Genomic DNA, 24,145 nt, shown 5'->3' with positions numbered 1-24,145 from the left:
TTACGTCTTGGACACTATTGCGCGTGGTCAGGCAGGGTGGACCGCATGACTGCGCCATCCGGATCCGGCCCGGAACGGCTGGTCGATGCGTTGCTGCCCGACGGCCGCCGAGTGGATGTAACGCTGCGTGGCGGACGGATCGCGGCGATCGATCCGCACCAGAGCGAGTCGCCGGTGCCAGGAGAGAATGCCCTCGACTGCGGCGGTGCGCTGCTGCTGCCCGCATTCGTCGACGGCCACTGTCACCTCGACAAGACATTCTTGGGCGCGCCATGGCAACCGCACCGGCCCGCGGGGTCGCTGCGGGAGCGGATCGGACGCGAGAAAGCGCTGCGTTCCCAGATCGTGGTACCGGCCACCGAACGGGCGACGGCGTTGGCCAACCGGATGGTCTCGCTCGGCACCGGCCATGTCCGCTCCCATGTCGACATCGATCTCGAGGCAGGGTTGACCGGACTGCACGCCCTGCTGGAAGTCCGTGCGACCCTGCGTGATCGAATCTCGATCCAGCTGGTCGCCTTTCCGCAGAGCGGCGTGGTCACCGCACCGGGAGTGGCCGCTTTGCTGGACGCCGCGCTGGCCGAGGGCGCTGAGGTGATCGGCGGGCTGGACCCGGCCGGCTTCGACGGCGATGTCGACGGCCAGCTGGACGTCGTCTTCGGTCTGGCCGACCGGCACGGCGCCGGCATCGACATCCACCTGCACGATCCGGGCACGCTCGGCACCGGGCAGCTGCGCGCCATCGCCGAACGCACCCGCGCACTCGGGCTCGGTGGCAAGGTCACGGTCAGCCACGCCTACGCGCTCGGTCAGGTCGACGGCGACGAAGTCGACCGCACCGCAACAGCACTGGCCGCCGCCGGTGTGGCAATCCTGACCAACGGTCCGGCCGGCACCATGCCGCCGGTGTTGCGGTTACGCGACCACGGGGTGCGGGTATTCGCCGGTTCGGACAACATCCGAGACGCCTGGTGGCCCTACGGCACCGGCGACATGCTGGAGCGCGCCACCATCATCGGCTTGGAGGGCTCCCTGATGACCGACGATGAGCTCGGCTATGCCGCCTCACTGATCACCGACTCGGCAGCAGCCGTACTCGGACTCGATGGCTACGGCCTGCAGCCAGGGTGTCGCGCCGACCTGGTCGTCGTGGAGGCCGCCGGGGTGGCCGAGGCGGTCGCCGCCCATCCCGAGCGCCGGTGGGTGTTGCACGACGGGCGCGTCGTCGCCGGAACCTGCGCCTGAAGCAGCGCGCATCGCCAACGGGTCAGCGCGCCTCAACGCCGCTAAACACTCACTTCACCTCCTAGGATGACCTGCGTGAACGCCGACGCACTGACCCAGCTCATAACCGATCTCCCCGAGGGCATGGTGGTCACCGATCCGACGATCACCGCGGGCTACCGGCAGGACAACGCACTGGACCCGTTAGCGGGCCAGCCCCTGGCGGTGGTGCGCCCGCTGCGCACCGAAGAGGTGCAGACGGTGATGCGGTGGGCCACCGCCCATCGGGTACCGGTGGTGACTCGCGGCGCGGGCACTGGCCTGTCGGGCGGCGCCACCGCGATCGACGGCGGCATTGTGCTGTGCACCGAGAAGATGCGCGACATCACCGTCGACCCCGTCACCCGCACCGCGGTGTGCCAGCCCGGCCTGTTCAACGCCGAGGTGAAGAAGGCCGTCGCCGCCTACGGACTGTGGTATCCGCCGGACCCGTCGTCGTTCGAGATCTGCAGCATCGGCGGCAACATCGCCACCAACGCCGGCGGCCTGTGCTGCGTCAAGTACGGCGTGACCACCGACTATGTGCTGGGCCTGCAGGTGGTGCTGGCCGACGGCACCGCGGTGCGCCTGGGTGGGCCCCGCCTCAAGGACGTCGCCGGGCTCTCGCTGACCAAGCTGTTCGTCGGCAGCGAGGGCACCCTCGGGGTGGTCACCGAGGTGACCCTGCGACTCTTGCCGGCTCAGCCGAAATCGGCTGTGGTGGTAGCCACTTTCGACTCGGTAACCGCCGCGGCCGAAGCGGTGCTCGACGTGTCGGGACGGCTGCGCCCGTCGATGCTGGAGTTCATGGACGCGGCGGCGATCAACGCCGTCGAGGACCAACTGCGCATGGGCCTGGACCGCGAGGCGGCGGCCATGCTGGTGGCGGCCTCCGATGAGCGCGGCCACGCGGGCGCCGAGGATGTCGAGCTGATGGCCCAGGTGTTCACCGAGCACCACGCCAAGGAGGTGTTCTCCACCGACGACCCGGTCGAAGCCGAGGGCTTCGTCGCGGCCCGGCGATTCTGCATCCCAGCGGTCGAGGCGCAGGGCCCGCTGCTGCTGGAGGACGTCGGCGTGCCGGTGCCGCGGCTGGCGGAGCTGATCACCGGTATCGAGAAGATCGCCGCCGAACGCCGACTGCTGATCTCGGTGATCGCGCACGCCGGTGACGGCAATACGCACCCGTTGATCGTGCACGACCCGAACGATCCCGACCACGTGCGACGCGCCGAGCTCGCCTACGGCGAAATCATGGATCTGGCACTGGCGCTGGGCGGCACCATCACCGGTGAGCACGGCGTGGGGCGGTTGAAGCGGCCATGGCTGGCCGAGCAGCTCGGCCCCGACGTGATGGCACTGAACCAGCGGGTCAAAGCCGCGCTCGACCCGCTGAACATCCTCAACCCGGGTTCGGGGATCTAGCCGCTCCTGTCCGCACACCCGCTCCGACTAGCCCGCTTCGAGTGTGAATCCGCCGACGCTCCCCCGGCGCGTCGCGTCGTGGAATTCCCACTCGACCATTGACACCACCGTCCTACTGTCGTATCAATGAGACATGACGACCACGCTGTCTCATCCGAAATTTGAACTCTGCAACGCCGACACCTGGCCCAATCCCTGGCCGATGTACGCCGCCCTGCGCGACCACGACCCCGTCCACCACGTGGTCCCGGAGAACGCGCCGAATCAGGACTACTACGTGCTGTCCCGGCACGCCGACATCTGGGCCGCCGCGGCCGACCACGAGACGTTCTCCTCCGCGCAAGGGCTGACCGTCAACTACGGCGAGCTGGAGATGATCGGCTTGGCCGACAACCCGCCGATGGTGATGCAGGATCCGCCGGTACACACCGAGTTTCGCAAGCTGGTGGCACGTGGCTTCATGCCGCGGCAGGTCGAGTTGCTCGAGCCCAAGGTGCGCGAGTTCGTCGTCGAGCGCCTCGAGCGGCTGCAGGCCAACGGCGGCGGCGACATCGTCGCCGAGCTGTTCAAGCCGCTGCCGTCGATGGTGGTCGCGCACTACCTGGGTGTGCCCGAGGAGGACCGCAGCCAATTCGATCGCTGGACCGAGGCGGTCGTCGCGGCCACCGTCAGCGAAGACGGCGTGGCCTCGGCCGGTGACGCCATCGGCGAGATGATGGCCTACTTCAGCGGCCTCATCGAACGCCGCCGCACCGACCCGCAAGACGACACGGTCTCGCACCTGGTGGCAGCCGGAATGGGCGCCGACGGCGACATCAAGGGACTGCTATCGGTGCTCGCGTTCACCTTCACCATGGTGACCGGCGGCAACGACACGACAACTGGAATGCTCGGCGGCTCAGTGCAATTGCTGCAGCGACACCCCGATCAGCGCCAGCTGCTGGTGAACTCACCCGAGCTGATCCGCGACGCCGTCGAGGAGATGCTGCGGTTGACCTCCCCCGTTCAGGGGCTGGCCCGCACCACCACCCGCGACGTCACCATCGGCGACACCACGATTCCGGCGGACCGCAAGGTGTTGCTGCTCTACGGCTCGGGCAACCGCGACGAACGCCAGTTCGGGCCGGACGCCGCCGAACTCAACGTGCAACGCAAGCCGCACCAGATCCTCGCCTTCAGCTACGGCGCCCACCACTGCATCGGCAACCAGGCGGCCCGGATGCAGGCGCGGGTGGCGTTAGAGGAACTGCTGGCCCGCTGCCCGAACTACACGATCGACGAGTCCGGGATCGTTTGGGCCGGCGGCAGCTACGTGCGACGTCCGATGTCGGTTCCCTTCACCGTCGGATCATGATGGCCGGGCGGGCCTGGCTGTCCGATCAGCGCGGTGAGCTGGCCGCCGAGAAGATTCTCGATGCGGCCGAGAAGCTGTTCGCCGAACAGGACCCCTCATCGGTGGGCATGACTGAGATTGCCCGCGCTGCAGGCTGTTCCCGCGCCACGCTGTATCGGTATTTCGAGAGCCGCGACGCGTTGCACACCGCCTACGTGCACCGGTGGGCCAATGCACTTTATGAAGAGTTGACCCGACGGCTGGCCGGCATCGACGACCCGGCGGATCGGCTGGTCGCCGGGATCACCGAATCGCTGGCACTGGTGCGCGGCAATCCGGCGCTGGTGTCATGGTTCGCCGAGACCGGGCCACCGATCGGTGCGGCGATGGCCGCCCAGTCCGATGTCATCACCGTGATGGTCGCGTCGTTCCTGTCCGCATTGGACACCGAAGACAACGACGCGGTTGCCCAACGCGCGCGATGGGTGGTGCGGGTGGTGACGTCGATGCTGAGCTTCCCGGGCCGCGACGCCGACGACGAGCGGGAAATGCTGACGCAGTTCGTGGTACCGGTGGTCGTTGCGCCGGAGCGACTCAGGCCGGCGCCGGTCGGCTCAGAGGAATAGGAGAGTTGCCCGCCTTTGAGCGACAACTGCGGGTGCGTAGATGAGCCCGCTGCGATCTGATGCTCCTATAGACGTCAAGCCGCGGTTTGGTGGGTGGTGGGTTGTTGGCGTAGGTGTTTGGTGAGGGTCCAGATTTCTCGGATGAGGTGGCGCTTGAGGCAGCGCATGATTTCGGGTTTGGTTTTGCCTTCGGTGATACGTCGGGCGACGTAGGCGCGGGTGGGTTCGTGGTATTTCATGCGGACGACGACGATGCGGTGCAGTGCGGCGTTGGCGCGGCGATGCCCGCCTCGGTTGAGCCGGTAGCGGCGGGTTTTGCCGCTGGAGGCCGGGATCGGGCAGGTGCCGCAGAGTTTGGCCAAGGCGGCTTCGTTGCGGATACGTTCGGCGTTGTCACCGAGTGCCATCAGCAGCTCTGAGGCGTTGTCGGGGCCGATCCCGACCGCGGCGGTCAGCTGCGGGGCGATCTGTTCAATGAGGGTGCCCAGTAGCTTTTCGTGCTCGGTGACTTCGTCGTTGAGGGCCAGCCAGCGTTGGGCGATGGCCCGCAGACTGTATTTGGCTGCTGCGGTCACCGAGGTGGTCGGGCCCGGCCGGAGGCTGGCGCAGCGGCGCAGCAGGGCCATGTTGGGCAGGGGTTGGAGGGTTTCGCGTAACTCGGCCGGTGCAGTGATCAGCACGGCCTTGAGTGACTGCATGGCCGTGGTGCGGGCTTTGACTGCGGCGTTCTTGGCGACTTTGATGTGCCGGATCATCTCCACCGTGCCGTCGTCGGTCTTGGGGATCGCCTCGGTGTGGCCGGCTAGCACCGCGCGAGCGGCATTTTCGGCGTCGAGCAGATCGGATTTGCCGCGGCGATGGCGGTCTTGGCGGTTGGGTCGCATCACCTCCAGCACATCGCTGCCGCTGCGACGTACCGCTGCGGCCAGGCCGCGGCCATAGGAGCCGGTGCCTTCAATCCCGAAGCTCGATGCGGTTCCGAACGTGCCGGCCCAGTCGATCAACGCGCGATATCCGCTGGTGTTCGCATCGAAGGTGGCCGTGGCCAATAGGGCGCCACGTTCATCGAGGACCGCCGCGGCGTGCAGGTGTTTATGGGTGTCGACACCGACGATGACTCGACCACCGGGGACTTGTGTTGGCATGATTGGTATCGCGACCTTTCAGCAGGGTTGTGACGCTGGCCGGTCGGGCCGGACAAGACTGTGATGGGACCTGAATTCCGGTCAGGCTCCTATGAGGTCACTGCCCGCCCGGTCAGCACCAGGGGCGCGACTGCCGAGCAGGCGACAGATCAAATCAAGGACACCCGCAAAGACGGGGTCAGTCGCTCAAGTGGGTCAACCCGCCCGACAGCCACTCAAATCTTCACAGTCGCTCAAAGGCGGGCAACTGTGCCTATGGGTCCGGCCGGGAATGTGTCCATGGTTCCGGCCGGGAATGTGTCCATGGATCCGGCCGGGACGGCTCAACTCCGCACCCGGGTGAGCCGGTGCAGCAGCCAGGACACCGGCACGGTGACCAGCATGGTGACCACAAACAGCGCCAGCATCGAGCCGGTGTAGACCGGGGTGTGCAGCACCTCGACCATCACCACCTCCATCAGCACTAGGTGAACCAGGAAGATCTCGTAGGAGATCTCCCCCAGCCACACCATCGGCCGGCTCGCCAGCAGCCGTGCGTACCAACCGCGATTGCCCAACGCCAGCGGAGCCACCATCAACGCGGCGATCACCGCGTAGAACCCGGCCTTGACCAGCGCCTCGGACAGTTTCGCCGGCGAGGTGGTGGGCTCCCCGGCGATCGGTGTGGAAGCGATGAGATAGCAGACGAGCGCCAACGGAATTGCCACGAAGCCGTAGCAGCGCACGCCCATGGCCTGCAGCACCGTGAGCATCATCCCGGCGACGAACCACGCCAGATAACCCGGAAGCCACAGTCGGGCGCCGTCGGGCAGGAAGCCGGTCGTGTGCACGAGCGTCAACCAGGCCGGTGTGAGCGCCGCGGCCGCGACCAGCCCGGCCAGCAGCAGACCCGGCCGCCACTGCCGGCGGCACAGCCAGACCAATGTCACGTAAGCCAGCAGGGGCAGCACCACGTAGAAGGCGACTTCGACTGCGAGGCTCCACATCTGGGTGAGCCCCTGGTGCAGATAACCGAACATGTAATTGTCGGTGTAGATCTGGGTCAGCGTCAGGTTCCGCAGCAACCCGATCCAGTTGTGGCCGGGGTTCGGACCGGCGGTGCGGTAGTGGTAGATCACATAGGCCAGCAGCACCGTGACGACATAGGCGGGCATGATCCGTCGCACCCGGTGCCAGGCGTAGCGGCGCACCGACGGGTCCGGTCGTCCCAATGCGGCAGCCCGCACCCACGGCTGGAACAGCAGAAAGCCGGACAACACGAAGAAGATCGGCACGCCGATCTCCATCCGGGAACCCAGCAACCCTGCATAGCCGTGGGTGTATTTGCCGGTGGTGTAGGCCGCATGCGTACCTACCACCAGGAGCGCCGCCACCGCACGCACACCGGTCAGCGACGCGACCCGATCGACCTGGGCGACCTGCTCAAGCCCGCCCTGGGCCACGTCCTCGCGCGGCAGGGTCATTCGGTCCGTTTCCGGTACCCGCCCTCGCCGCGCCGATCGGGTTTACCAGACGGCCGTTCGCGACGCAGGTTGATCAGCTGACCCTGAATCCTGGTCTGCTCCAACGCCTTGAAGGTCTTGCCGGATAGTTTGGCGGGCAACTCGACCAGCGAGTGGTCCACCTTGATGCTGATGCTGCCGAAATCACTGCGGTGCAGTCCACCCTCGTTGGCCAGTGCCCCGACGATCGCACCGGGGTTGACCTTGTGGCGCTTGCCGACCGAGATCCGGTAGGTGGCGAATCCGTCTTTCGGCGGGCCTTTGCGGTCGCCTTTGCGGTCGTCTCGTCCGCCGTCGCGGTCCGGCTTGGCGCGTTCGCGTCGCTTGTCCGGCGGCGGTTCCACCATCAGGAACGCCTCGCCGTCGCGGGACTGCAGGGCCAGTGCGGCGGCAATGTCGGCCATCGGCACGTTGTGCTCGCGGCTGTAGTCCTCGACCAAGCGCCGGAACAATTCGATGCCCGACGCACCGAGGTGGTTGGTGATCGCGTCGGCGAACTTGGCCACCCGCTGTGCATTGACGTCCTCGACGCTGGGCAGCTCGGACTCGATCAGCTTCTGCCGAGTCACCTTCTCGATCAGCCGCAGCAGGTGGCGTTCCCGCGGGTTGACGAACAGCAGCGCGGTTCCCGAGCGTCCGGCTCGTCCGGTGCGCCCGATCCGGTGCACATAAGCCTCGGGGTCGTTGGGAATGTCGTAGTTGACGACATGGGAGATCCGGTCCACATCCAGTCCGCGGGCGGCGACATCGGTGGCGACCAAGATGTCGATGTTGCCGTTCTTCAGGGCGGTGATGGTCCGTTCCCGCTGCGCCTGCGCGATGTCACCATTGATCGCCGCCGCGGAAAATCCTCGGGCACGCAACTTTTCGGCAACCTCTTCGGTGGCCTGCTTGGTGCGGACGAAGACGATCATCGCTTCGAAGGGTTCGACTTCGAGCACCCGAGTCAGGGCGTCCATCTTTCGCGGCCCGGCGACCTCGATGTAGCGCTGCGAGATGTTCTCCGCCGTGGTGGTTTTGGCCTTGACGGTGACTTCGACGGGGTCGTGCAGGTAACGGCTGGTGATGCGGCGAATCGCCGAGGGCATGGTCGCCGAGAACAGCGCCACCTGCTTGTACTCGGGGGTGTCCGCCAGGATGCGTTCGACGTCTTCGGCGAATCCCATCTGCAGCATCTCATCGGCCTCGTCGAGCACCAGGTAATCCAGGTGCGACAAGTCCAAGCTGCCGCGTTCCAGGTGATCGATGACCCGGCCCGGAGTACCGACCACGACCTGCGCGCCGCGCTTCAGACCCGACAGCTGCACGGTGTAGGAAGCGCCGCCGTAGATCGGCAGCACATTGATCCGAGGCAGATGCGCACCGTAGCGCCCGAACGCCTCGGCGACCTGCAGCGCCAACTCGCGGGTTGGCGCGAGCACCAGCGCCTGGGTGGCTTTGCTCGTGGTGTCGATGCGGGACAGGATCGGAATCGCGAACGCGGCGGTCTTGCCGGTGCCGGTCTGGGCCAGCCCGACCACGTCGGAACCCTCCAGCAAGGCCGGAATGGTGGCGGCCTGAATCGCCGAGGGCGTCTCATAACCGACGTCGGCGACGGCCTTCAGCACCGAGGGGTGGATCTGCAGGTCAGCGAAAGTTGGGGTGGGCGGGTCAACGAGGGAACCAGTGGTGTCCGGGAACGGCTCAGCGGGGGCATCAGGCGAGGTCATAGCGCTTAGCAGTCTACGGGCAAAGCGGCCCTCCTACCGCCACTGTTGATTGCCCGGCGCAGGGCGACCGACATCGGTGCTCGGCCGCGCCTCCCCGGGAAGCCGGCCGGGCGACGGTACGGTGCCCGGTGTGCCGAGTGCCGCCAAATCCTCAGTACTGATCGCCGCACTGGCCGCAGCTCTGCTGGCCGGTTGCGGTTCGGGCGACTCCACCGTCGCCAAGACCCCGGAGAACACCAGCCCGGCCGCTGCACCGCCGGAATCACCCCCCGCCACTACCGGGCCTGCCACGTCGAACAGTCCGGCCCCCGCCGATCCGTGCGCCGTCAACCTAGCCGCGCCGGCGATCGCCAAGGCGGTCTCCGAGCTGCCCGCCGATCCGCGCAGCAAGCAGCCATGGAGTCCGGAGCCACTGGCCGGCAACTACAACGCCTGTGCCGATATCTCGGCGGTGATCGTCAAGGCCAACACCAATGCCGAACACCCGAGTACGCGCGCGGTGCTGTTTCACCGCGGCGAATTCCTTCCCCAAGCCGTGCCGGATACCTATGGGTTCAGCGGGATCGACGTGGCGCAGTCCACCGGCGACACGGTGGTGCTGCGAAACGCCAGCGGCATACCGGGGTTGGCCGGGATCGTGAAATTCCACTGGAACGGCAACGGCGTGGACATCGTCGGCAACACCACCCGGTAACCGGTCGGGCCCTTAGAACCAACTATCGCGCCGCGAGTGCCGCCCGAAGGCATCGGTGTCGTCGGGGTCCTCGCGGTAGTGCCGGTTTCGGCGGGTGGGGCTGTTGCCGGTGATCCCGAATTTGGCCAGCACGTCGGGCACGGCCGCCCCGTTGGTGAGCGGATGTGGCTGGTGTTCCGCATCCACGTCAAAACCGTTGTGGTGCAGTGCTACCGGCTCGGGTTCCGCAATCACCGCCGGCACCGGCGGAATCTCGACAGTCAGCGGTTCGGTGGCGGGGTCCGGCGCACGACGGGCCTGAGGAGCCCTCGGCGCGACAACCGGGATCCGGTCAGTGCGTACGTCGACCTCAGGTTCGGCCTTCGGTACGTGGAAGCGTCGGGACACGCTGACGCGTTCAGGGGCTCTGGCCCGATCGGGGTCCTCGTCGAGGTTGTCGAAGTCGTCGAAGTCGTCCGGCTCATCGAAGTCGTCGAAGTCACCGAAATCGTCGGCATGGGTGCCGCGGTCGCTCCGGCTGGTCATCCGGCGGGCCGGGTCGATGACATAACCGACCATGAACAGCGCGGCCACCACACCGAACAGCGCCACGAATGCCGGCAACAGCGTCGCCTCCGACATCGCCGCCGCGAACGGCTCGTGCAGGAACTCGGGCAGTTCCAGGACCGCGGACGCATGCTCGGGGTGCGGGCCACCCGGCATCGGCGGCAGGTCGGCGGCGATCCGCGACGTCATGAAGGCGGCCATACCCGCGCTGCCCAACACCGCCCCGACCTGGCGCGTCGCGTTGTAGACCCCGGAACCGGCACCGGCCAGATGCGGCGGAAGGTTGCGGGTGGCGGTGGCCGCCAGCGGCGACCAGATGAATGCCATTCCGACCCCGATGACCGCAAACGGCAGCACCAGCCGCCAGATGGGGGTCACCGGTGTCATCTCGATGGACAGCCAGGTGAGCCCGATCGCCAGTACCGAGAAACCGAATCCGACCACCGCCCGGGGGTGAGCGCGGTCGACGATCTTTCCCACAATCGGTGCCAGCACTCCGCTGGCGATCGCCATCGGGGCGGTCAGCAGCGCGGAACGAGTGGGTGACATCTCACACACCGCCTGCGCGTAGAACATCACCGGCAGCACCATCCCGGTGACCGCGAAACCGATGACGGCCACACCGACGTTGGCCAGCCCGAAGTCAAGGTCGCGGAAGATGTGCAGCGGTACCAACGGCTCGCCGTCTGTGACGGCCTGCCAGTAGACGAAAACCGCCATGCAGCAGATGCCGCCGAAGATCTGCGCCCAGATCCACGGCGCCCACCCCTGCGACTCACCTTCCTGCAGGGCGAAGACCAACAGGAACATTCCGGCCCCCGACAACGCCACGCCGAGGATGTCGAAGCGATGACGGTGCACCGGCAGTTCGGGTATCAGCACGATCGCCAGCACCAGGCCGATGGCACCGATGGGGACGTTGACGAAGAAGATCCACTCCCAGCCCAGCCGGTCGACCAGCACGCCGCCGGCCAGCGGCCCGATCAGCGTGGCAACCCCGGCGGTCGCGCCCCACACGCTCATGGCCACGCCGCGTCGCTCCGGAGGGAACGTGCGGGTGATCACCGACAGGGTTTGCGGGGTCAACAGGGCGGCACCGATGCCCTGGACGGCTCGGGCGGCGATCAGCATTTCGATGCCCCCGGCCAGACCGCACCACAGCGATGCCGCGGTGAACACCGCCAGCCCGATCAGGTACAGGTTCTTGGGCCCGAATTGGTCGCCGAGACGACCGGCGACCAGCAGCGGTACCGCGTAGCCCAACAGGTAGGCACTGGTAACCCAGATCACCGTGTCGTAGCCGATGTCGAGCGCCGACATGATGCTCGGGTTGGCGACGGCCACGATCGTGGAATCCACCAGGATCACGAAGAAGCCGAGCATCATCGCCCACAGGGCGTTCCACGGGTTGACCGGATCAGCCGAGCGCGCCGGACCGGAACGCGCGATATCCGCGCGTTCCGGATCGTCATACGTGCTGCTCAAGCGCCGCCCTCCCGTCGCTGCGCTGTGCTGTTCGGGGCATCAACCCACCTCCCTGCGACGCTACGGACAGATGATGCCGGGAACAACTCGGAGCGCCGTGGTGCTGTTCGCTGCGGGATGACGACCGCGTCCGTTGAACGGGTAAACAATCACCAGCGCGTTAGCCTGAACACCACCGAGTCCAAACGGGAGGCAGCCATGGGCATCTTTCGACGGCGACGCCCGGCGCAGGCCCCGCCGCGTGAACCCGACGAGGAGAAGCCGAGCATGGCGGCCCGGGTGTTGGCGCGGGTCATCGAGCGCAGTGAGCGGGTGCAGGGTCCGGCGGTGCGGGCCTACGTGGAGCGCCTGCGGCGAACTGATCCCGATGCCGACCCGGCCCAGGTGATAGCAAAGCTGGAGAAGCGTTACCTGGCGGCCGCGACAGCCAGCGGCGCTGCGGTGGGCGCCACCGCGGCGGTACCGGCGATCGGCACCCTGATGGCGCTGTCGGCGGTAGCCGGGGAGACCGCGGTATTCCTGGAGGCCACCGCGTTCTTCGTACTGTCCGTCGCGGAGGTCCACGGCATTCCCGTGGACAACCGGGATCGGCGTCGCGCGCTGGTGCTGGCGGTGTTGGTTGGCGACCAGGGCAAGGGCGCGCTCGCCGACCTGCTCGGCCCGGGCCGCACCAGCGGCGCGTGGCTCGCCGAAGGTTCTGCGGGTGTCGCGGCGCTGCCGCTCCCGGCGGTCAAGGAGTTGAACTCTCGATTGCTGCGGTACTTCGTCAAGCGCTTCACCCTGCGCCGCGGGGCGCTGGCGTTCGGCAAGCTGTTGCCCGTCGGCCTGGGAGCTGTGATCGGCGCCATCGGGAACCGGCTAATGGGCAAGAAGATCATCGGCAATGCCCGCAAGGCGTTCGGCACCCCGGCCCACCGCTGGCCGGTTAACTTGCACCTGGTGCCGGCCCTGCACGACGGCCCAGACTCTCCAGCCCACTCCGCGTAAACCGTCGGCGGGACCGGGGGCCGCCGGACAAGCGGCCGCGAGCCTGGCGGAATATCTCCGAGGGGCTAGCCTTTATGAGGCAGGCGGGCGCGGGCGCAAGTGCCACGCCGAACGACCAGGAATCGAGGCGAGAAGCTGTCGTGAGCGGTATCAGTTCACCCTTCGGTCAGAACGAGTGGCTAGTCGAGGAGATGTACCGCAAATTCCGCGAGGATCCCTCCTCTGTGGATCCGAGCTGGCACGAGTTCCTGGCCGACTACAAGCCCGACGCGCAACGCGGTGACGGTGCGGCCGCACCAGCGGTGACCCGCCCGGAGCCGGCTGCGCAGCCGGCTCCGCCGACTTCCCCGGCGCCCGCAGCACCCGCCCCCGCGGCACCGGCCGCTGCCGCCCCGGCCCCGGCCGCTAAGCCGGCCCCCGCTGCCAAACCGGCCCCGGCCGCCAAGCCGGCCCCCTCGCAAGCTCCCGCGCCGCTCGCCGACGACGAGCTGCAGGTGTTGCGTGGGGCCGCAGCGGCCGTGGTCAAGAACATGTCCACCTCCCTTGAGGTGCCGACGGCCACCAGCGTGCGCGCCGTGCCGGCCAAGCTGATGATCGACAACCGCGTCGTCATCAACAACCAGCTCAAGCGCACCCGCGGCGGCAAGATCTCGTTCACCCACCTGCTGGGTTACGCGATCGTGCAGGCGGTCAAGCAGTTCCCCAACATGAATCGGCATTTCGCCGAGGTCGACGGCAAGCCGAACGCCGTCACACCGGCCCACACCAACCTGGGGCTTGCCATCGACCTGCAGGGCGCCGGAGGCAAGCGCTCCCTGGTGGTGGCTGCCATCAAGGGCTCGGAATCGCTGCGCTTCGCGCAGTTCGTCGACGCCTACGAAGACATCGTGCGTCGGGCCCGCGACGGCAAGCTCACCGCTGAGGACTTCGCCGGGGTGACGATCTCGCTGACCAACCCCGGCACCATCGGCACCGTGCACTCGGTGCCGCGACTGATGGCCGGCCAGGGCGCGATCATCGGTGTCGGCGCGATGGAGTACCCCGCCGAGTTCCAGGGCGCCAGTGAGCAGCGCATCGCCGAACTGGGGGTGGGCAAGGTCATCACCCTGACCTCGACCTATGACCACCGCATCATCCAGGGCGCGGAATCGGGAGACTTCCTGCGCACCGTGCACGAGATGCTGCTTTCGGACGCGTTCTGGGATGAGATCTTCTTCGAACTGTCCATCCCCTACGAGCCGGTGCGGTGGCGTACGGACAACCCGGACTCGGTCGTCGACAAGAACGCCCGCGTCGTCGAGTTGATCGCCGCCTACCGCAACCGCGGCCACCTGATGGCCGACATCGACCCGCTGCGCCTGGACAACACCCGGTTCCGCAGCCACCCAGACCTGGATGTGCAGAGCCACGGCTTGACGTTGTGGGATCTGGACCGGGAATTCAAAGTCGAGGGTCTGCCCGGCGGTGACATCCGCAAGCTGCGCGAGATCCTGTCGGTGCTGCGCGACGCCTACTGCCGCCACGTCGGCGTGGAGTACACCCACATCCTCGAGCCCGAGCAGCAGCAGTGGCTACAGGAGCGTATCGAGGTCAAGCACGTCAAACCGACTGTGGCGCAGCAGAAATACATTCTGAGCAAGCTCAACGCCGCTGAGGCGTTCGAAAGCTTCCTGCAGACCAAGTACGTCGGCCAGAAGCGGTTCTCCCTGGAGGGCGCCGAGACCGTCATCCCGATGATGGACGCCGCCATCGACCAGTGCGCCGAGCACGGCCTCGACGAGGTTGTCATCGGGATGCCGCACCGCGGCCGGCTCAACGTGTTGGCCAACATCGTCGGCAAGCCCTACTCGCAGATCTTCACCGAGTTCGAGGGCAACCTCAACCCGGCCGAGGCGCACGGCTCCGGCGACGTCAAGTACCACCTGGGTGCCACCGGGGTGTACCTGCAGATGTTCGGCGACAACGACATTCAGGTGTCGCTGACCGCCAACCCATCACACCTGGAGGCCGTCGACCCGGTGCTGGAGGGACTGGTTCGGTCCCGTCAGGACCTGCTGGGCCGGGGCGCGCTGGGCACCGACGAAGACCCGCCATTCTCGGTGGTGCCGATGATGCTGCACGGCGACGCCGCATTCGCCGGCCAGGGCGTGGTCGCCGAGACGCTGAACATGGCGCTGCTGCCCGGCTACCGGGTCGGCGGCACCATCCACATCGTGGTCAACAACCAGATCGGTTTCACCACAGCGCCGGACTACTCGCGTTCCAGCGAGTACTGCACCGACGTGGCCAAGATGATCGGTGCGCCGATCTTCCACGTCAACGGCGACGACCCGGAAGCGTGCGACTGGGTGGCCCGGCTGGCGGTGGACTTCCGGCAGAAGTTCCACAAGGACGTCATCATCGACATGCTGTGCTACCGCCGCCGCGGGCACAACGAGGGTGACGACCCGTCGATGACCAACCCGTACATGTACGACGTGATCGGCACCAAGAACAGCGTTCGCAAGAGTTACACCGAAGACCTGATCGGCCGTGGCGACATCTCGATGAAGGAGGCCGAGGACGCGCTGCGCGACTATCACGGCCAGCTGGAGCGGGTGTTCAACGAGATCCGCGAACTGGAAAAGCATGCCGCGCTGCCCAGTGAGTCGGTGGAGTCCGAGCAGCAGGTGCCGCGCGGGTTGAACACCGCGGTCGACAAGGCGATGCTGGCCCGCATCGGCGACGCATTCATGGCGATCCCCGAGGGCTTCACCGTGCATCCGCGCGTACTGCCGGTGCTGGAGCGACGCCGCGAGATGGCGTACGAGGGCAAGGTGGACTGGGCGTTCGGCGAGCTGCTGGCCCTGGGTTCGCTGGTCGCCGAAGGCAAGCTGATCCGACTGTCCGGACAGGACACCCGCCGAGGCACCTTCTCGCAGCGGCATTCGGTGATCATCGACCAGGCCAACGGTGCGGAGTTCAGCCCGTTGCAGCTGCTGGCCACTAACGCCGACGGCACCCCGACCGGCGGCAAGTTCCTGGTCTATGACTCGCCGCTGTCCGAGTTCGCCGCCGTCGGTTTCGAGTACGGCTACACCGTCGGCAACCCCGATGCCCTGGTGTTGTGGGAGGCGCAGTTCGGCGACTTCGTCAACGGTGCCCAGTCGATCATCGACGAGTTCATCAGCTCTGGTGAGGCCAAGTGGGGCCAGCTGTCCAACGTGGTGCTGCTGCTGCCGCACGGCCATGAGGGTCAGGGCCCCGACCACACCTCCGGGCGGATCGAGCGCTTCCTGCAGCTGTGGGCGGAGGGTTCGATGACGATCGCGATGCCGTCGACGCCGTCGAACTACTTCCACCTGCTGCGCCGGCATGCCCTCGACGGGATCCAGCGGCCGCTGATCGTGTTCACGCCGAAGTCGATGCTGCGCAACAAGGCCGCGATCAGCGACGTCAAGGACTTCACCGACGTCAAGTTCCGCTCGGTGCTCGAGGAACCCACCTACGAGGACGGTGTGGGCGACCGCAGCAAGGTCACCCGGGTGCTGCTGACCAGCGGCAAGCTCTACTACGAGCTGGCCACGCGGAAGGCCAAGGACGGCCGTGACGACATCGCGATCGTGCGGATCGAGCAGCTGGCGCCGCTGCCCAAGCGCCGTCTCGCCGAGACGCTGGACCGCTACCCGAACGCGACGGAGTTCTTCTGGGTGCAGGAGGAACCGGCTAACCAGGGCGCGTGGCCGCGGTTCGGTCTGGAGCTGCCGGAACTGTTGCCGGAGAAGCTGACCGGGGTCAAGCGGATCTCGCGGCGCGCGATGTCGGCACCGTCGTCGGGGTCATCGAAGGTGCATGCGGTCGAGCAGCAGGAGATCATCGACTCGGCATTCGGCTGAGGCACGAAGCCGAACGCCGAGGAGAAATGGGCAGCGCTCGGCATTCGGCTGAGGCACGAAGCCGAACGCCGAGGAGAAATGGGCAGCGCTCGGCATTCGGCTGAGGCCAGCAACCGCGCACGCTCGCCGAGGGCAGCTAATCCAGTACCGGCGGTACCGGATAAACTCGGTGTTCCACCAACCGTTGGGGAGAGCACATGCAGGGATTCGCCGGGAAAGTCGCCGTCGTCACCGGTGCCGGATCGGGCATCGGTCAAGCGCTGGCCATCGAGCTGGCCCGCTCCGGAGCGCAGCTGGCGATCAGCGACGTCGACACCGAGGGGCTTGCCCAGACCGAGCGGCGGCTGACCGCGCTGGGCGTGCGGGTCAAGGCCGACCGCCTCGACGTCACCGAGCGCGAAGCGTTCCTCGCCTACGCCGAAGAGGTCAAAGAGCACTTCGGCAAGGTCAACCAGATCTACAACAACGCCGGCATCGCGTTCAGCGGAGACGTTGAGATCAGCCCGTTCAAGGACATCGAACGGGTGATGGACGTCGACTTCTGGGGCGTGGTCAACGGCACCAAGGCCTTCCTGCCGCACCTGATCGAATCCGGCGACGGGCACGTCATCAACATCTCCAGCTTGTTCGGGCTGCTGTCCATGCCCGGCCAGGCCGCCTACAACGCGGCGAAGTTCGCGGTCCGCGGCTTCACCGAGGCGTTGAACCAGGAGATGGCCATCGCCAAGCACCCGGTCAAGGTGACCACGGTGCACCCGGGCGGCATCAAGACCGCCATCGCCCGCAACGCCACCGTCGCTGAAGGGTTGGACGCCGCGGCAATGGCCGACTTCTTCGACCGCCGGCTTGCCTCCACCACCGCCGAAGAGGCCGCCCGAGTGATCCTCGAAGGCGTCCGCAAGAACCGCGCCCGCGTGCTCATCGGAAACGACGCGCGGGGTTTGGACCTGCTGGTGCGGCTCCTGGGCTCCCGATACCAACGCCTGTTCTCGTTCGTCATCCCCAGATTCAGGCCCAACTAGGGGTCACGCGCCCTGGACACATCCGCCCTTAGCGCCCCAGCGGATGCTCGTCCAAGAAAGCGTCCACGACACCCTGTGGGTCGGCGCCGTCGGCCACCTGTCGGCGCATATCGGTCAGTGAGTCGGTGTCGAGCACGCCGGCCACCTGATTGACCGCCAGCAGTTGGGCCTCGGTCAACTCGTTTCGGCGATACAGCGGCACCACATTCTCGGCGCGCACCAGTGCGGGGCGCGCGTCGGTGAGCAGCACGGCCCCTTCCGGCACGTCGGGATCGGCAGTACTGGACCACGCCGCGGTGATCTGGCGGGCGTGAAGCGCAGCGAACAGCGCTGCGTCATCAGGGAATTCGCGTACCTTCGGCAGCCTGCAACGGCCCACCACATTCGGCGCCCACCCGCCCGCGACAGCGCCGACCGTCAGCCCAGTGCAATGTTTGACGAGCAGGGGCAGGTCGGTGCCGCCCCACGCGGTCGCGGTCGCCTTCGTCACGGCCAATGCGGGCTTGTCCTCGGCGGTCATGGCGTAGTCACCGACCGCGAGACCCTCCGGCAGTGCGCCGGCCAACGCCCAGTAGACGCCCCGATCGGAGCGGGCCGCCGAATCGCGTGCGAACGTCGCCAACAAGCGGCCGGTGAAACCGGGAACGACAGTCAACTCCCCCGCATCCAACCCGGCTACCGGATCGGCGACGGACTCCAGCCGCACCACGGCACCGGTACCGCGCAGCGCGCTCGCATACAGATGGCCCAGGACCTGCGACTGCGGATCCGGCGACATTCCCACACTCAGCGGCGGCGGCCCCGGATGGGCACCACAACCGGCGAGCAGCACAGCTGCGCATCCGAGCGCCAGGCGGCGCAGGTGATGTCCTAGCGGCCTGGGCACCGTGCGCTCTACGACGCGGCGTCGGCGGCCGCCGCAACAGCGGCCGCAACGGCCGGCTCGACCCGGGGGTCCAGCGGGCTCGGCACGATACGGTCTGGCGCCAGCTCGTCGGCGACGACGGAGAAGATCGCCTCGGCCGCAGCCAACTTCATCGCCTCGGTGATGCGGCGCGCACCGGCGTCCAGCGCACCACGGAACACCCCGGGGAAGGCCAGCACGTTGTTGATCTGATTCGGGAAATCGCTGCGGCCGGTCGCCACCACTGCCGCGTATTTGGCCGCCAGGTCAGGGTGGATCTCGGGATCGGGGTTCGACAGTGCGAACACCACGCCACCCGGCGCCATCGACGCGATCAGCTCCTCGGGCACCACGCCACCGGACGCGCCCAGGAAGACGTCGGCGCCGGCCAGAGCCTCGGCCAGGCCGCCGGTCAGACCACGCGGGTTGGTCCGCTGCGCCAGCTCAAGCTTGACGTCGTTCATACCGGAGCGCTCCGGATGCAGCACGCCCTGCGAATCCAGCACGATCATCTCCGAGACGCCCCGCGACAGCAGGATGTTCGCGCAGGCCACACCGGCGGCGCCGGCACCGGAAACCACCACTCGCAGCGACGCGATGTCGCGGTCGAGCACCTTGGCCGCACCCAGCAGAGCCGCCAAGGCCACGATCGCGGTGCCGTGCTGGTCATCGTGCATCACCGGGCAGTCCAGCGCCTCAATCACGCGCCGCTCGATCTCAAAGCATCGCGGGGCGGAGATGTCCTCCAGATTGACCGCACCGAACGACGGGCGCAACCGCACCAGCGTCTCGACGATCTCGTCCGGGTCCTTGGTGTCCAGCACGATCGGAATGGAGTCCAGGCCGGCGAACGTCTTGAACAGCGCGGCCTTGCCCTCCATCACCGGCAGGGACGCCGTCGGGCCAAGGTCACCCAGCCCCAGTACCGACGTTCCGTCGCTGACCACGGCTACCAGCCGGTGCGCCCAGGTGTAGCGGGCCGCCAGCGTGTGGTCCGCGGCAATGGCGCGACTGACCTGCGCCACCCCCGGGGTGTAGGCGATCGACAACGCGCGCTGGGTGTCCAGCGGGGTTTTGAGGTCGACGGAAATCTTCCCGCCCGTGTGGGCTTCGAAGATCTCTTCGTCTCCGATGACGATCGGCGAGCTGTTCATCGCAAGGTTCTCGGGCATCGATAGTCCAGGGTACTTCGCTGGCTTTGCATTCTTTCGATCGGCTGGGGGCAGCCAGCGCATCCCGCATGGGCATCTACGCGCTTTCGCTGATGTTTTGCCGGCCTGGCGGGTCGCATGCTGGCTAACATGAGCGAACGCACGGACACGCCGGCGGCGAACTGGAGTGAGTTGGGCGTGAGCGAACTCCCGACCGGAACGGTGACGTTGCTGCTGGCCGACGTCGAAGGCTCCACGCGACTCTGGGAGACCCAGGCCGAACAGATGACGGCCGCGATCGCGCGCCTGGACCACACCCTCGCCGAGGTCCTCGCCGCCCATGACGGGGTGCGACCCGTCGAGCAGGGCGAGGGCGACAGCTTCGTGGCGGCGTTCGCCCGGGCCAGCGACGCGGTCGCTTGCGCCTTGGCGCTCCAACGCGCACCGCTGGCACCGATTCGGCTCCGCATCGGTCTGCACAGCGGCGAGGTGCAGTTGCGCGGCCAAACCAGTGAGGCGGGCAACTACATCGGGCCGACCATCAACCGCACCGCCCGCATCCGCGACTTGGGGCATGGCGGCCAAACCGTCCTGTCGGCAATCACCGAAGCCCTGGTCATCGACCGGCTTCCCGACGGTGCGTGGCTCATCGAGTTGGGCAGCTACCCGCTGCGCGGGCTGCCCCGTCCCGAACGCGTGCTGCAGCTGTGCCACCCGGATCTGAGCAACGACTTTCCACCACTGCGGGCATCCACGGCCGTCGCGTCCACCCATCTGCCCCCGCAGCTGACCAGCTTCATCGGACGTGGCGCCCAGATCGATGACGTCCGGGCGCTGTTGGGCGAGGGTCGGTTGGTCACGTTGACCGGTTCGGGGGGTGCAGGCAAGACCCGGCTCGCGGTACAGATCGCCGGCCTGCTGGCGGACCAATTCGCCGATGGCATCTGCTACGTGGATCTGGCGCCGATCACCGATCCGGAGCTGGTGCCGATGATCGCGGCTCGGGCGCTAGGACTGCCGGATCAGCCGGATCGCTCCGCGATGGACACGCTGATCCGGTGCGTCGGCGAGCGGCATCTGCTGATGGTGCTGGACAACTGCGAACATCTCCTCGATGCGTCCGCAGCGCTGCTGCTCGGCCTGCTCGGCGCCTGCTCCCAAGTGACGTTCCTGGCCACCAGCCGAGAACCGATCGCGGTGGACGGCGAAGTGGTCTGGCGAGTGCCCTCGCTGTCACTGGCCGACGAGTCCATCGCCTTGTTCACCGACCGAGCCCGCCACGCCCGTCCGGACTTTCAGATCACCGACGACAATGCCGCCGCGATCGCGGAGATCTGCCGGCGCCTGGATGGCATGCCACTGGCGATCGAGCTCGCAGCCGCGCGGGTGCGCGCGTTGTCGCTCGAGGAGATCCTCGAGGGGCTGCACGACCGGTTCCGGCTGCTCACCGGCGGTTCGCGCCGCGCGGTTCGTCGCCAGCAGACGCTGCACGCCTCCGTCGACTGGTCGCATGCCCTGCTCACCGATCCCGAGCGGGTGTTGTTCCGGCGACTCGCCGCCTTCATGGATGGCTTTCGTCTCGACGCCGCCCAGGCCGTGGCCGGATGCGGCGCCATCGCGAGCCATCAGGTGCTCGACCAACTCACCCTGTTGGTGGACAAGTCGCTCGTGATCGCTGAAAACGCAGGCGGCCGAACGCGATACCGGATGCTGGAGATGGTGCGCCAGTACGCCATGGAAAAGCTGGGCGAGTCCGGCGAAGCCGACGCCATTCGCGCCCGTCACCGCGACCACTACACCGCGATGGCGGCCGCACTGGACAACCCGCCGCATGACGGGCACGAACTGATGCTGGCGCGAGCGGACGCCGAGATCGACAATCTCCGTGCTGCTTTCGCGTGGAGCCAAGAGAACGACGAGCCAGAGCATGCCTTGACCCTGGCCTCATCCCTGCTTCCACTCTGGCTGGGACACGGCCGCATCGCCGAAGGCGTGGCCTGGTTTGACGCCGCGCTGCGCGACAGTGCGTCACGAGGTATCGAGCTGGCACGTGCGGTACGGGCCCGGGCCTTGGCCGATCACGCGCTGCTCAACGCCTGGGGCCTCGCGTTGAACAGTTTGGACGAAGCGCAGGAGGCGGTCGCGATCGCGCGGGACCTCGACGATCCGGCGCTGCTGGCCCGGGCGTTGACCGCCTGCGTCAGCATTGCCGCCTACAAAGCGGAAGTGGCGGCGCCGTACTTCGCCGAAGCGATCGAGCTGGCCCGCGCACTGGATGACCGCTGGCGGCTGAGCCAGATTCTCGGTTGGCAGACCTACGCAGCCGCGGTCACCGGTGACCTCAATGGCGCCTTCGCGATCGGCCAACAGGGGCGCGACCTAGCCGATTCCATTGGCGACCAGTTCAACTCACGCTACTGCCGCAACTGGCAAGGCATGGCGAGCTACATGCAAGGCGATCTGGCCGGGGAGATCGCGCGCTGTCGCGAGATGATCGTGGAGGCAGACGGCGCGGCAGACCTGCTCAACCGATTCCTGGGCTTACAGAACATGGCTCTGGCGTTGGCTTTTCGGCGCGAGGTCGGCCAGGCCGACGAGGTGTTGGCGGCACTGATCGAAACCGGCTCCGAACTCAGCGGCGTGCACGAGGGCGTCGCCTATATGGCAGTGGGGCTGGTGGCATTGGCCGGTGGCGACGCGGCGGCAGCGGCACATGCCCACGAGCGGATGTGGCACCACATCGGTGTCTACGACCAGATCGCCGCCATATTCCGCTGGTGCCGGGCCGAGACCGCTGTGGCACTGGGCGATCTAGCTGCCGCTGCGCGGTGGGCCGAAGACGGCGTCGCCGCAACCACAGGGTGGTACCGGATGATGAGCCTCGTCCCGGGTGCGCGCGTTGCCATCGCCCAGGGCGAACCCGAGCGGGCCGAGCGCGACCTCTACGAAGCACTCACGATCGCCGCCGGCATCAAGGCACAGACCGGGGTGCCCGAGATCTTCGAGTGCCTGGGCGCCACGGCGACTCGCGCTGCCAGCACCCAAGAAGCCGCCCGGTTGTTCGGCGCCGCCCACGGCATCCGGGCACGCACCGGCAACGTCCGGCTGAAGATCCACGACGCCGACTGGCATACCTGGCTGACCGCACTTCGAGAGTCGATGGACGACAACACCTTTGACTCCGCTTGGGCCGAGGGCGCCGCACTGTCCACCGCGGACGCCATCGGCTACGCGCTGCGCGGGCGCGGGGAACGCAAACGCCCCGCCAACGGCTGGGGATCGCTCACCCCGACCGAGCTCGACGTCGCCCGGCTGGTCAGCGACGGACTGTCCAACAAAGACATTGCCGCTCGGCTCTTCGTTTCACCGCGCACCGTGCAGACGCATCTGACGCACGTCTATACCAAGCTCGGGCTCACCTCCCGAGTGCAGCTCGCACAGGAAGTCGCCCGCCGGGCTTAGCGCCTCAGATCAGGCCCAGGCCGGTGACGGCCTCGCGCTCCTCGGCCAGCTCAGCGGTCGAAGCATCGATCCGGCTGCGGGAGAAGTCGTCGATCTCCAGGCCCTGCACGATGCTCCAGTCACCGCCGGAGGTGGTGACCGGGAACGAGGAGATCAGGCCCTCCGGCACACCGTACGAGCCGTCGGAGACCACGGCCATCGACACCCAGTCGTTGTCGGGGGTGCCGAGCAGCCAGCTCCGCGCTGCGTCGACGGTGGCCGACGCGGCGGAGGCCGCCGACGAGGCACCACGGGCGTCGATGATCGCCGCGCCACGCTTGGCGACGGTGGGGATGAAGTCGTTCTCGATCCAGGCCTGGTCGTTGACGACCTCGGCGGCGTTACGCCCGCCGACCTCGGCGTGGAACAGGTCCGGGTACTGGCTCGCGGAGTGGTTGCCCCAGATCGTCATCTTCTTGATGTCGGTGACCTTGGCACCGGTCTTGGCGGCCAGCTGCGAGATGGCCCGGTTGTGGTCCAGGCGGGTCAGCGCGGAGAAGCGCTCGTTGGGGATGTCGGGGGCGTTGGTCATCGCGATCAGCGCGTTGGTGTTGGCCGGGTTGCCGGTCACACCCACCCGGATGTCGGAGGCCGCGACCGCGTTGAGGGCCTTGCCCTGCGCGGTGAAGATCGCACCGTTGGCCTCGAGCAGGTCGCTGCGCTCCATGCCCGGACCACGCGGGCGGGCGCCGACCAGCAGCGCCAGGTTGACGCCGTCGAAGATCGTGTTCGCGTCCGAGCCGATCTGCACACCCGACAGCAACGGGAAGGCACAGTCGTCGAGCTCCATGACGACACCCTCGAGCGCCTTGAGGGCAGGCTCGATCTCCAGCAGGCGCAGTTCGATCGGCCGGTCGGGGCCGAGCAACGAGCCGCTGGCCAGGCGGAACAACAGGCTGTAGCCGATCTGGCCGGCGGCGCCGGTGACGGCCACCTTGAGTGGGGTTTTGCTCACGTCAAGTGCTCCTCGAACGAGT

Annotated in this window: 16 protein-coding genes; 9 read left to right on the top strand and 7 right to left on the bottom strand. The window is 67.4% G+C overall.

What is annotated here, in order from left to right; all coding sequences use genetic code 11:
- The first annotated feature begins 45 nt into the window (after positions 1 to 45).
- The 4 genes from MJO54_RS06960 to MJO54_RS06945 all read left to right on the top strand — a co-directional run bounded on the left by MJO54_RS06960 (position 46) and on the right by MJO54_RS06945 (position 4,647).
- Complete coding sequence (locus MJO54_RS06960; protein WP_046286398.1) at positions 46 to 1,245, top strand: amidohydrolase family protein; 1,200 nt, start codon at positions 46 to 48, stop codon at positions 1,243 to 1,245.
- A 75-nt stretch (positions 1,246 to 1,320) separates the two neighbouring features.
- Positions 1,321 to 2,688, top strand: coding sequence for an FAD-binding oxidoreductase (locus MJO54_RS06955; protein ID WP_046286397.1), 1,368 nt, complete (start codon positions 1,321 to 1,323; stop codon positions 2,686 to 2,688).
- Between the two features lie 133 nt (positions 2,689 to 2,821).
- A complete protein-coding gene (locus MJO54_RS06950) occupies positions 2,822 to 4,042 on the top strand; it encodes a cytochrome P450 (protein ID WP_046286391.1) in 1,221 nt (406 codons plus the stop codon).
- Positions 4,042 to 4,647: a TetR/AcrR family transcriptional regulator gene (locus MJO54_RS06945; RefSeq protein ID WP_046286396.1), complete on the top strand. Its 606-nt coding sequence runs from the start codon at positions 4,042 to 4,044 to the stop codon at positions 4,645 to 4,647. The genes MJO54_RS06950 and MJO54_RS06945 overlap by 1 nt, the downstream gene beginning before the upstream one ends.
- 74 nt (positions 4,648 to 4,721) lie before the next feature.
- Here MJO54_RS06945 and MJO54_RS06940 read toward each other — a convergent pair whose 3' ends face one another.
- From MJO54_RS06940 to MJO54_RS06930, 3 genes are all read right to left on the bottom strand, one after another.
- A complete protein-coding gene (locus tag MJO54_RS06940) occupies positions 4,722 to 5,792 on the bottom strand; it encodes an IS110 family RNA-guided transposase (protein WP_240175541.1) in 1,071 nt (356 codons plus the stop codon).
- 323 nt (positions 5,793 to 6,115) lie between these two features.
- A complete protein-coding gene (locus MJO54_RS06935) occupies positions 6,116 to 7,255 on the bottom strand; it encodes an acyltransferase family protein (protein WP_046286413.1) in 1,140 nt (379 codons plus the stop codon).
- Positions 7,252 to 9,003, bottom strand: a complete 1,752-nt coding sequence (locus tag MJO54_RS06930; protein ID WP_046286414.1) for a DEAD/DEAH box helicase — start codon at positions 9,001 to 9,003, stop codon at positions 7,252 to 7,254. Before MJO54_RS06930 ends, MJO54_RS06935 begins: the two co-directional genes overlap by 4 nt.
- Positions 9,004 to 9,124: 121 nt before the next feature.
- On the opposite strand from MJO54_RS06930, the gene MJO54_RS06925 reads away from it, so the two are divergent.
- On the top strand, positions 9,125 to 9,697 hold the full coding sequence (locus MJO54_RS06925; protein WP_046286416.1) for an LppP/LprE family lipoprotein: 573 nt from the start codon (positions 9,125 to 9,127) through the stop codon (positions 9,695 to 9,697).
- Between the two features lie 12 nt (positions 9,698 to 9,709).
- Here the strand turns inward: MJO54_RS06925 and MJO54_RS06920 are convergent, their stop codons facing one another.
- Complete coding sequence (locus tag MJO54_RS06920; protein ID WP_046286417.1) at positions 9,710 to 11,629, bottom strand: MFS transporter; 1,920 nt, start codon at positions 11,627 to 11,629, stop codon at positions 9,710 to 9,712.
- A gap of 297 nt (positions 11,630 to 11,926) precedes the next feature.
- On the opposite strand from MJO54_RS06920, the gene MJO54_RS06915 reads away from it, so the two are divergent.
- From MJO54_RS06915 to MJO54_RS06905, 3 genes are all read left to right on the top strand, one after another.
- Positions 11,927 to 12,715 (top strand): hypothetical protein, encoded by a 789-nt coding sequence (locus tag MJO54_RS06915; RefSeq protein ID WP_046286418.1) that lies wholly within the window; start codon positions 11,927 to 11,929, stop codon positions 12,713 to 12,715.
- Positions 12,716 to 12,855: 140 nt separating this feature from the next.
- On the top strand, positions 12,856 to 16,590 hold the full coding sequence (locus tag MJO54_RS06910; protein WP_065153514.1) for a multifunctional oxoglutarate decarboxylase/oxoglutarate dehydrogenase thiamine pyrophosphate-binding subunit/dihydrolipoyllysine-residue succinyltransferase subunit: 3,735 nt from the start codon (positions 12,856 to 12,858) through the stop codon (positions 16,588 to 16,590).
- Between the two features lie 197 nt (positions 16,591 to 16,787).
- A complete protein-coding gene (locus MJO54_RS06905; protein ID WP_046284662.1) occupies positions 16,788 to 17,612 on the top strand; it encodes an SDR family NAD(P)-dependent oxidoreductase in 825 nt (274 codons plus the stop codon).
- 28 nt (positions 17,613 to 17,640) lie between these two features.
- On the opposite strand, the gene MJO54_RS06900 is transcribed toward MJO54_RS06905, so the two are convergent.
- Positions 17,641 to 18,498, bottom strand: coding sequence for a glycine betaine ABC transporter substrate-binding protein (locus MJO54_RS06900; RefSeq protein ID WP_233428784.1), 858 nt, complete (start codon positions 18,496 to 18,498; stop codon positions 17,641 to 17,643).
- 8 nt (positions 18,499 to 18,506) lie between these two features.
- Complete coding sequence (locus MJO54_RS06895; RefSeq protein WP_046284661.1) at positions 18,507 to 19,688, bottom strand: NAD(P)-dependent malic enzyme; 1,182 nt, start codon at positions 19,686 to 19,688, stop codon at positions 18,507 to 18,509.
- Between the two features lie 129 nt (positions 19,689 to 19,817).
- Between MJO54_RS06895 and MJO54_RS06890 the strand changes: the two genes are divergently transcribed.
- On the top strand, positions 19,818 to 23,129 hold the full coding sequence (locus tag MJO54_RS06890; protein ID WP_434085433.1) for a helix-turn-helix transcriptional regulator: 3,312 nt from the start codon (positions 19,818 to 19,820) through the stop codon (positions 23,127 to 23,129).
- Positions 23,130 to 23,133: 4 nt separating this feature from the next.
- Here MJO54_RS06890 and MJO54_RS06885 read toward each other — a convergent pair whose 3' ends face one another.
- Positions 23,134 to 24,123, bottom strand: coding sequence for a malate dehydrogenase (locus MJO54_RS06885; RefSeq protein ID WP_046284660.1), 990 nt, complete (start codon positions 24,121 to 24,123; stop codon positions 23,134 to 23,136).
- Positions 24,124 to 24,145: the final 22 nt, after the last annotated feature.

The organism is Mycolicibacter virginiensis (assembly GCF_022374935.2).
Classification (GTDB): Bacteria; Actinomycetota; Actinomycetes; order Mycobacteriales; family Mycobacteriaceae; genus Mycobacterium; species Mycobacterium virginiense.
Note: the sequence above shows the minus strand (reverse complement) of the source record. Positions and strands in the feature narration are given on the sequence as shown.

What these genes read in the sequence shown, in the direction of transcription:
- MJO54_RS06940 (WP_240175541.1), bottom strand. Translation starts at nt 5,792, where the DNA reads ATGCCAACACAAGTCCCCGGTGGTCGAGTCATCGTCGGTGTCGACACC.
- MJO54_RS06960 (WP_046286398.1), top strand. Translation starts at nt 46, where the DNA reads ATGACTGCGCCATCCGGATCCGGCCCGGAACGGCTGGTCGATGCGTTG.
- MJO54_RS06890 (WP_434085433.1), top strand. Translation starts at nt 19,818, where the DNA reads ATGAGCGAACGCACGGACACGCCGGCGGCGAACTGGAGTGAGTTGGGC.
- MJO54_RS06915 (WP_046286418.1), top strand. Translation starts at nt 11,927, where the DNA reads ATGGGCATCTTTCGACGGCGACGCCCGGCGCAGGCCCCGCCGCGTGAA.
- MJO54_RS06930 (WP_046286414.1), bottom strand. Translation starts at nt 9,003, where the DNA reads ATGACCTCGCCTGATGCCCCCGCTGAGCCGTTCCCGGACACCACTGGT.
- MJO54_RS06945 (WP_046286396.1), top strand. Translation starts at nt 4,042, where the DNA reads ATGGCCGGGCGGGCCTGGCTGTCCGATCAGCGCGGTGAGCTGGCCGCC.
- MJO54_RS06920 (WP_046286417.1), bottom strand. Translation starts at nt 11,629, where the DNA reads ATGATGCTCGGCTTCTTCGTGATCCTGGTGGATTCCACGATCGTGGCC.
- MJO54_RS06950 (WP_046286391.1), top strand. Translation starts at nt 2,822, where the DNA reads ATGACGACCACGCTGTCTCATCCGAAATTTGAACTCTGCAACGCCGAC.
- MJO54_RS06895 (WP_046284661.1), bottom strand. Translation starts at nt 19,688, where the DNA reads ATGCCCGAGAACCTTGCGATGAACAGCTCGCCGATCGTCATCGGAGAC.
- MJO54_RS06935 (WP_046286413.1), bottom strand. Translation starts at nt 7,255, where the DNA reads ATGACCCTGCCGCGCGAGGACGTGGCCCAGGGCGGGCTTGAGCAGGTC.
- MJO54_RS06905 (WP_046284662.1), top strand. Translation starts at nt 16,788, where the DNA reads ATGCAGGGATTCGCCGGGAAAGTCGCCGTCGTCACCGGTGCCGGATCG.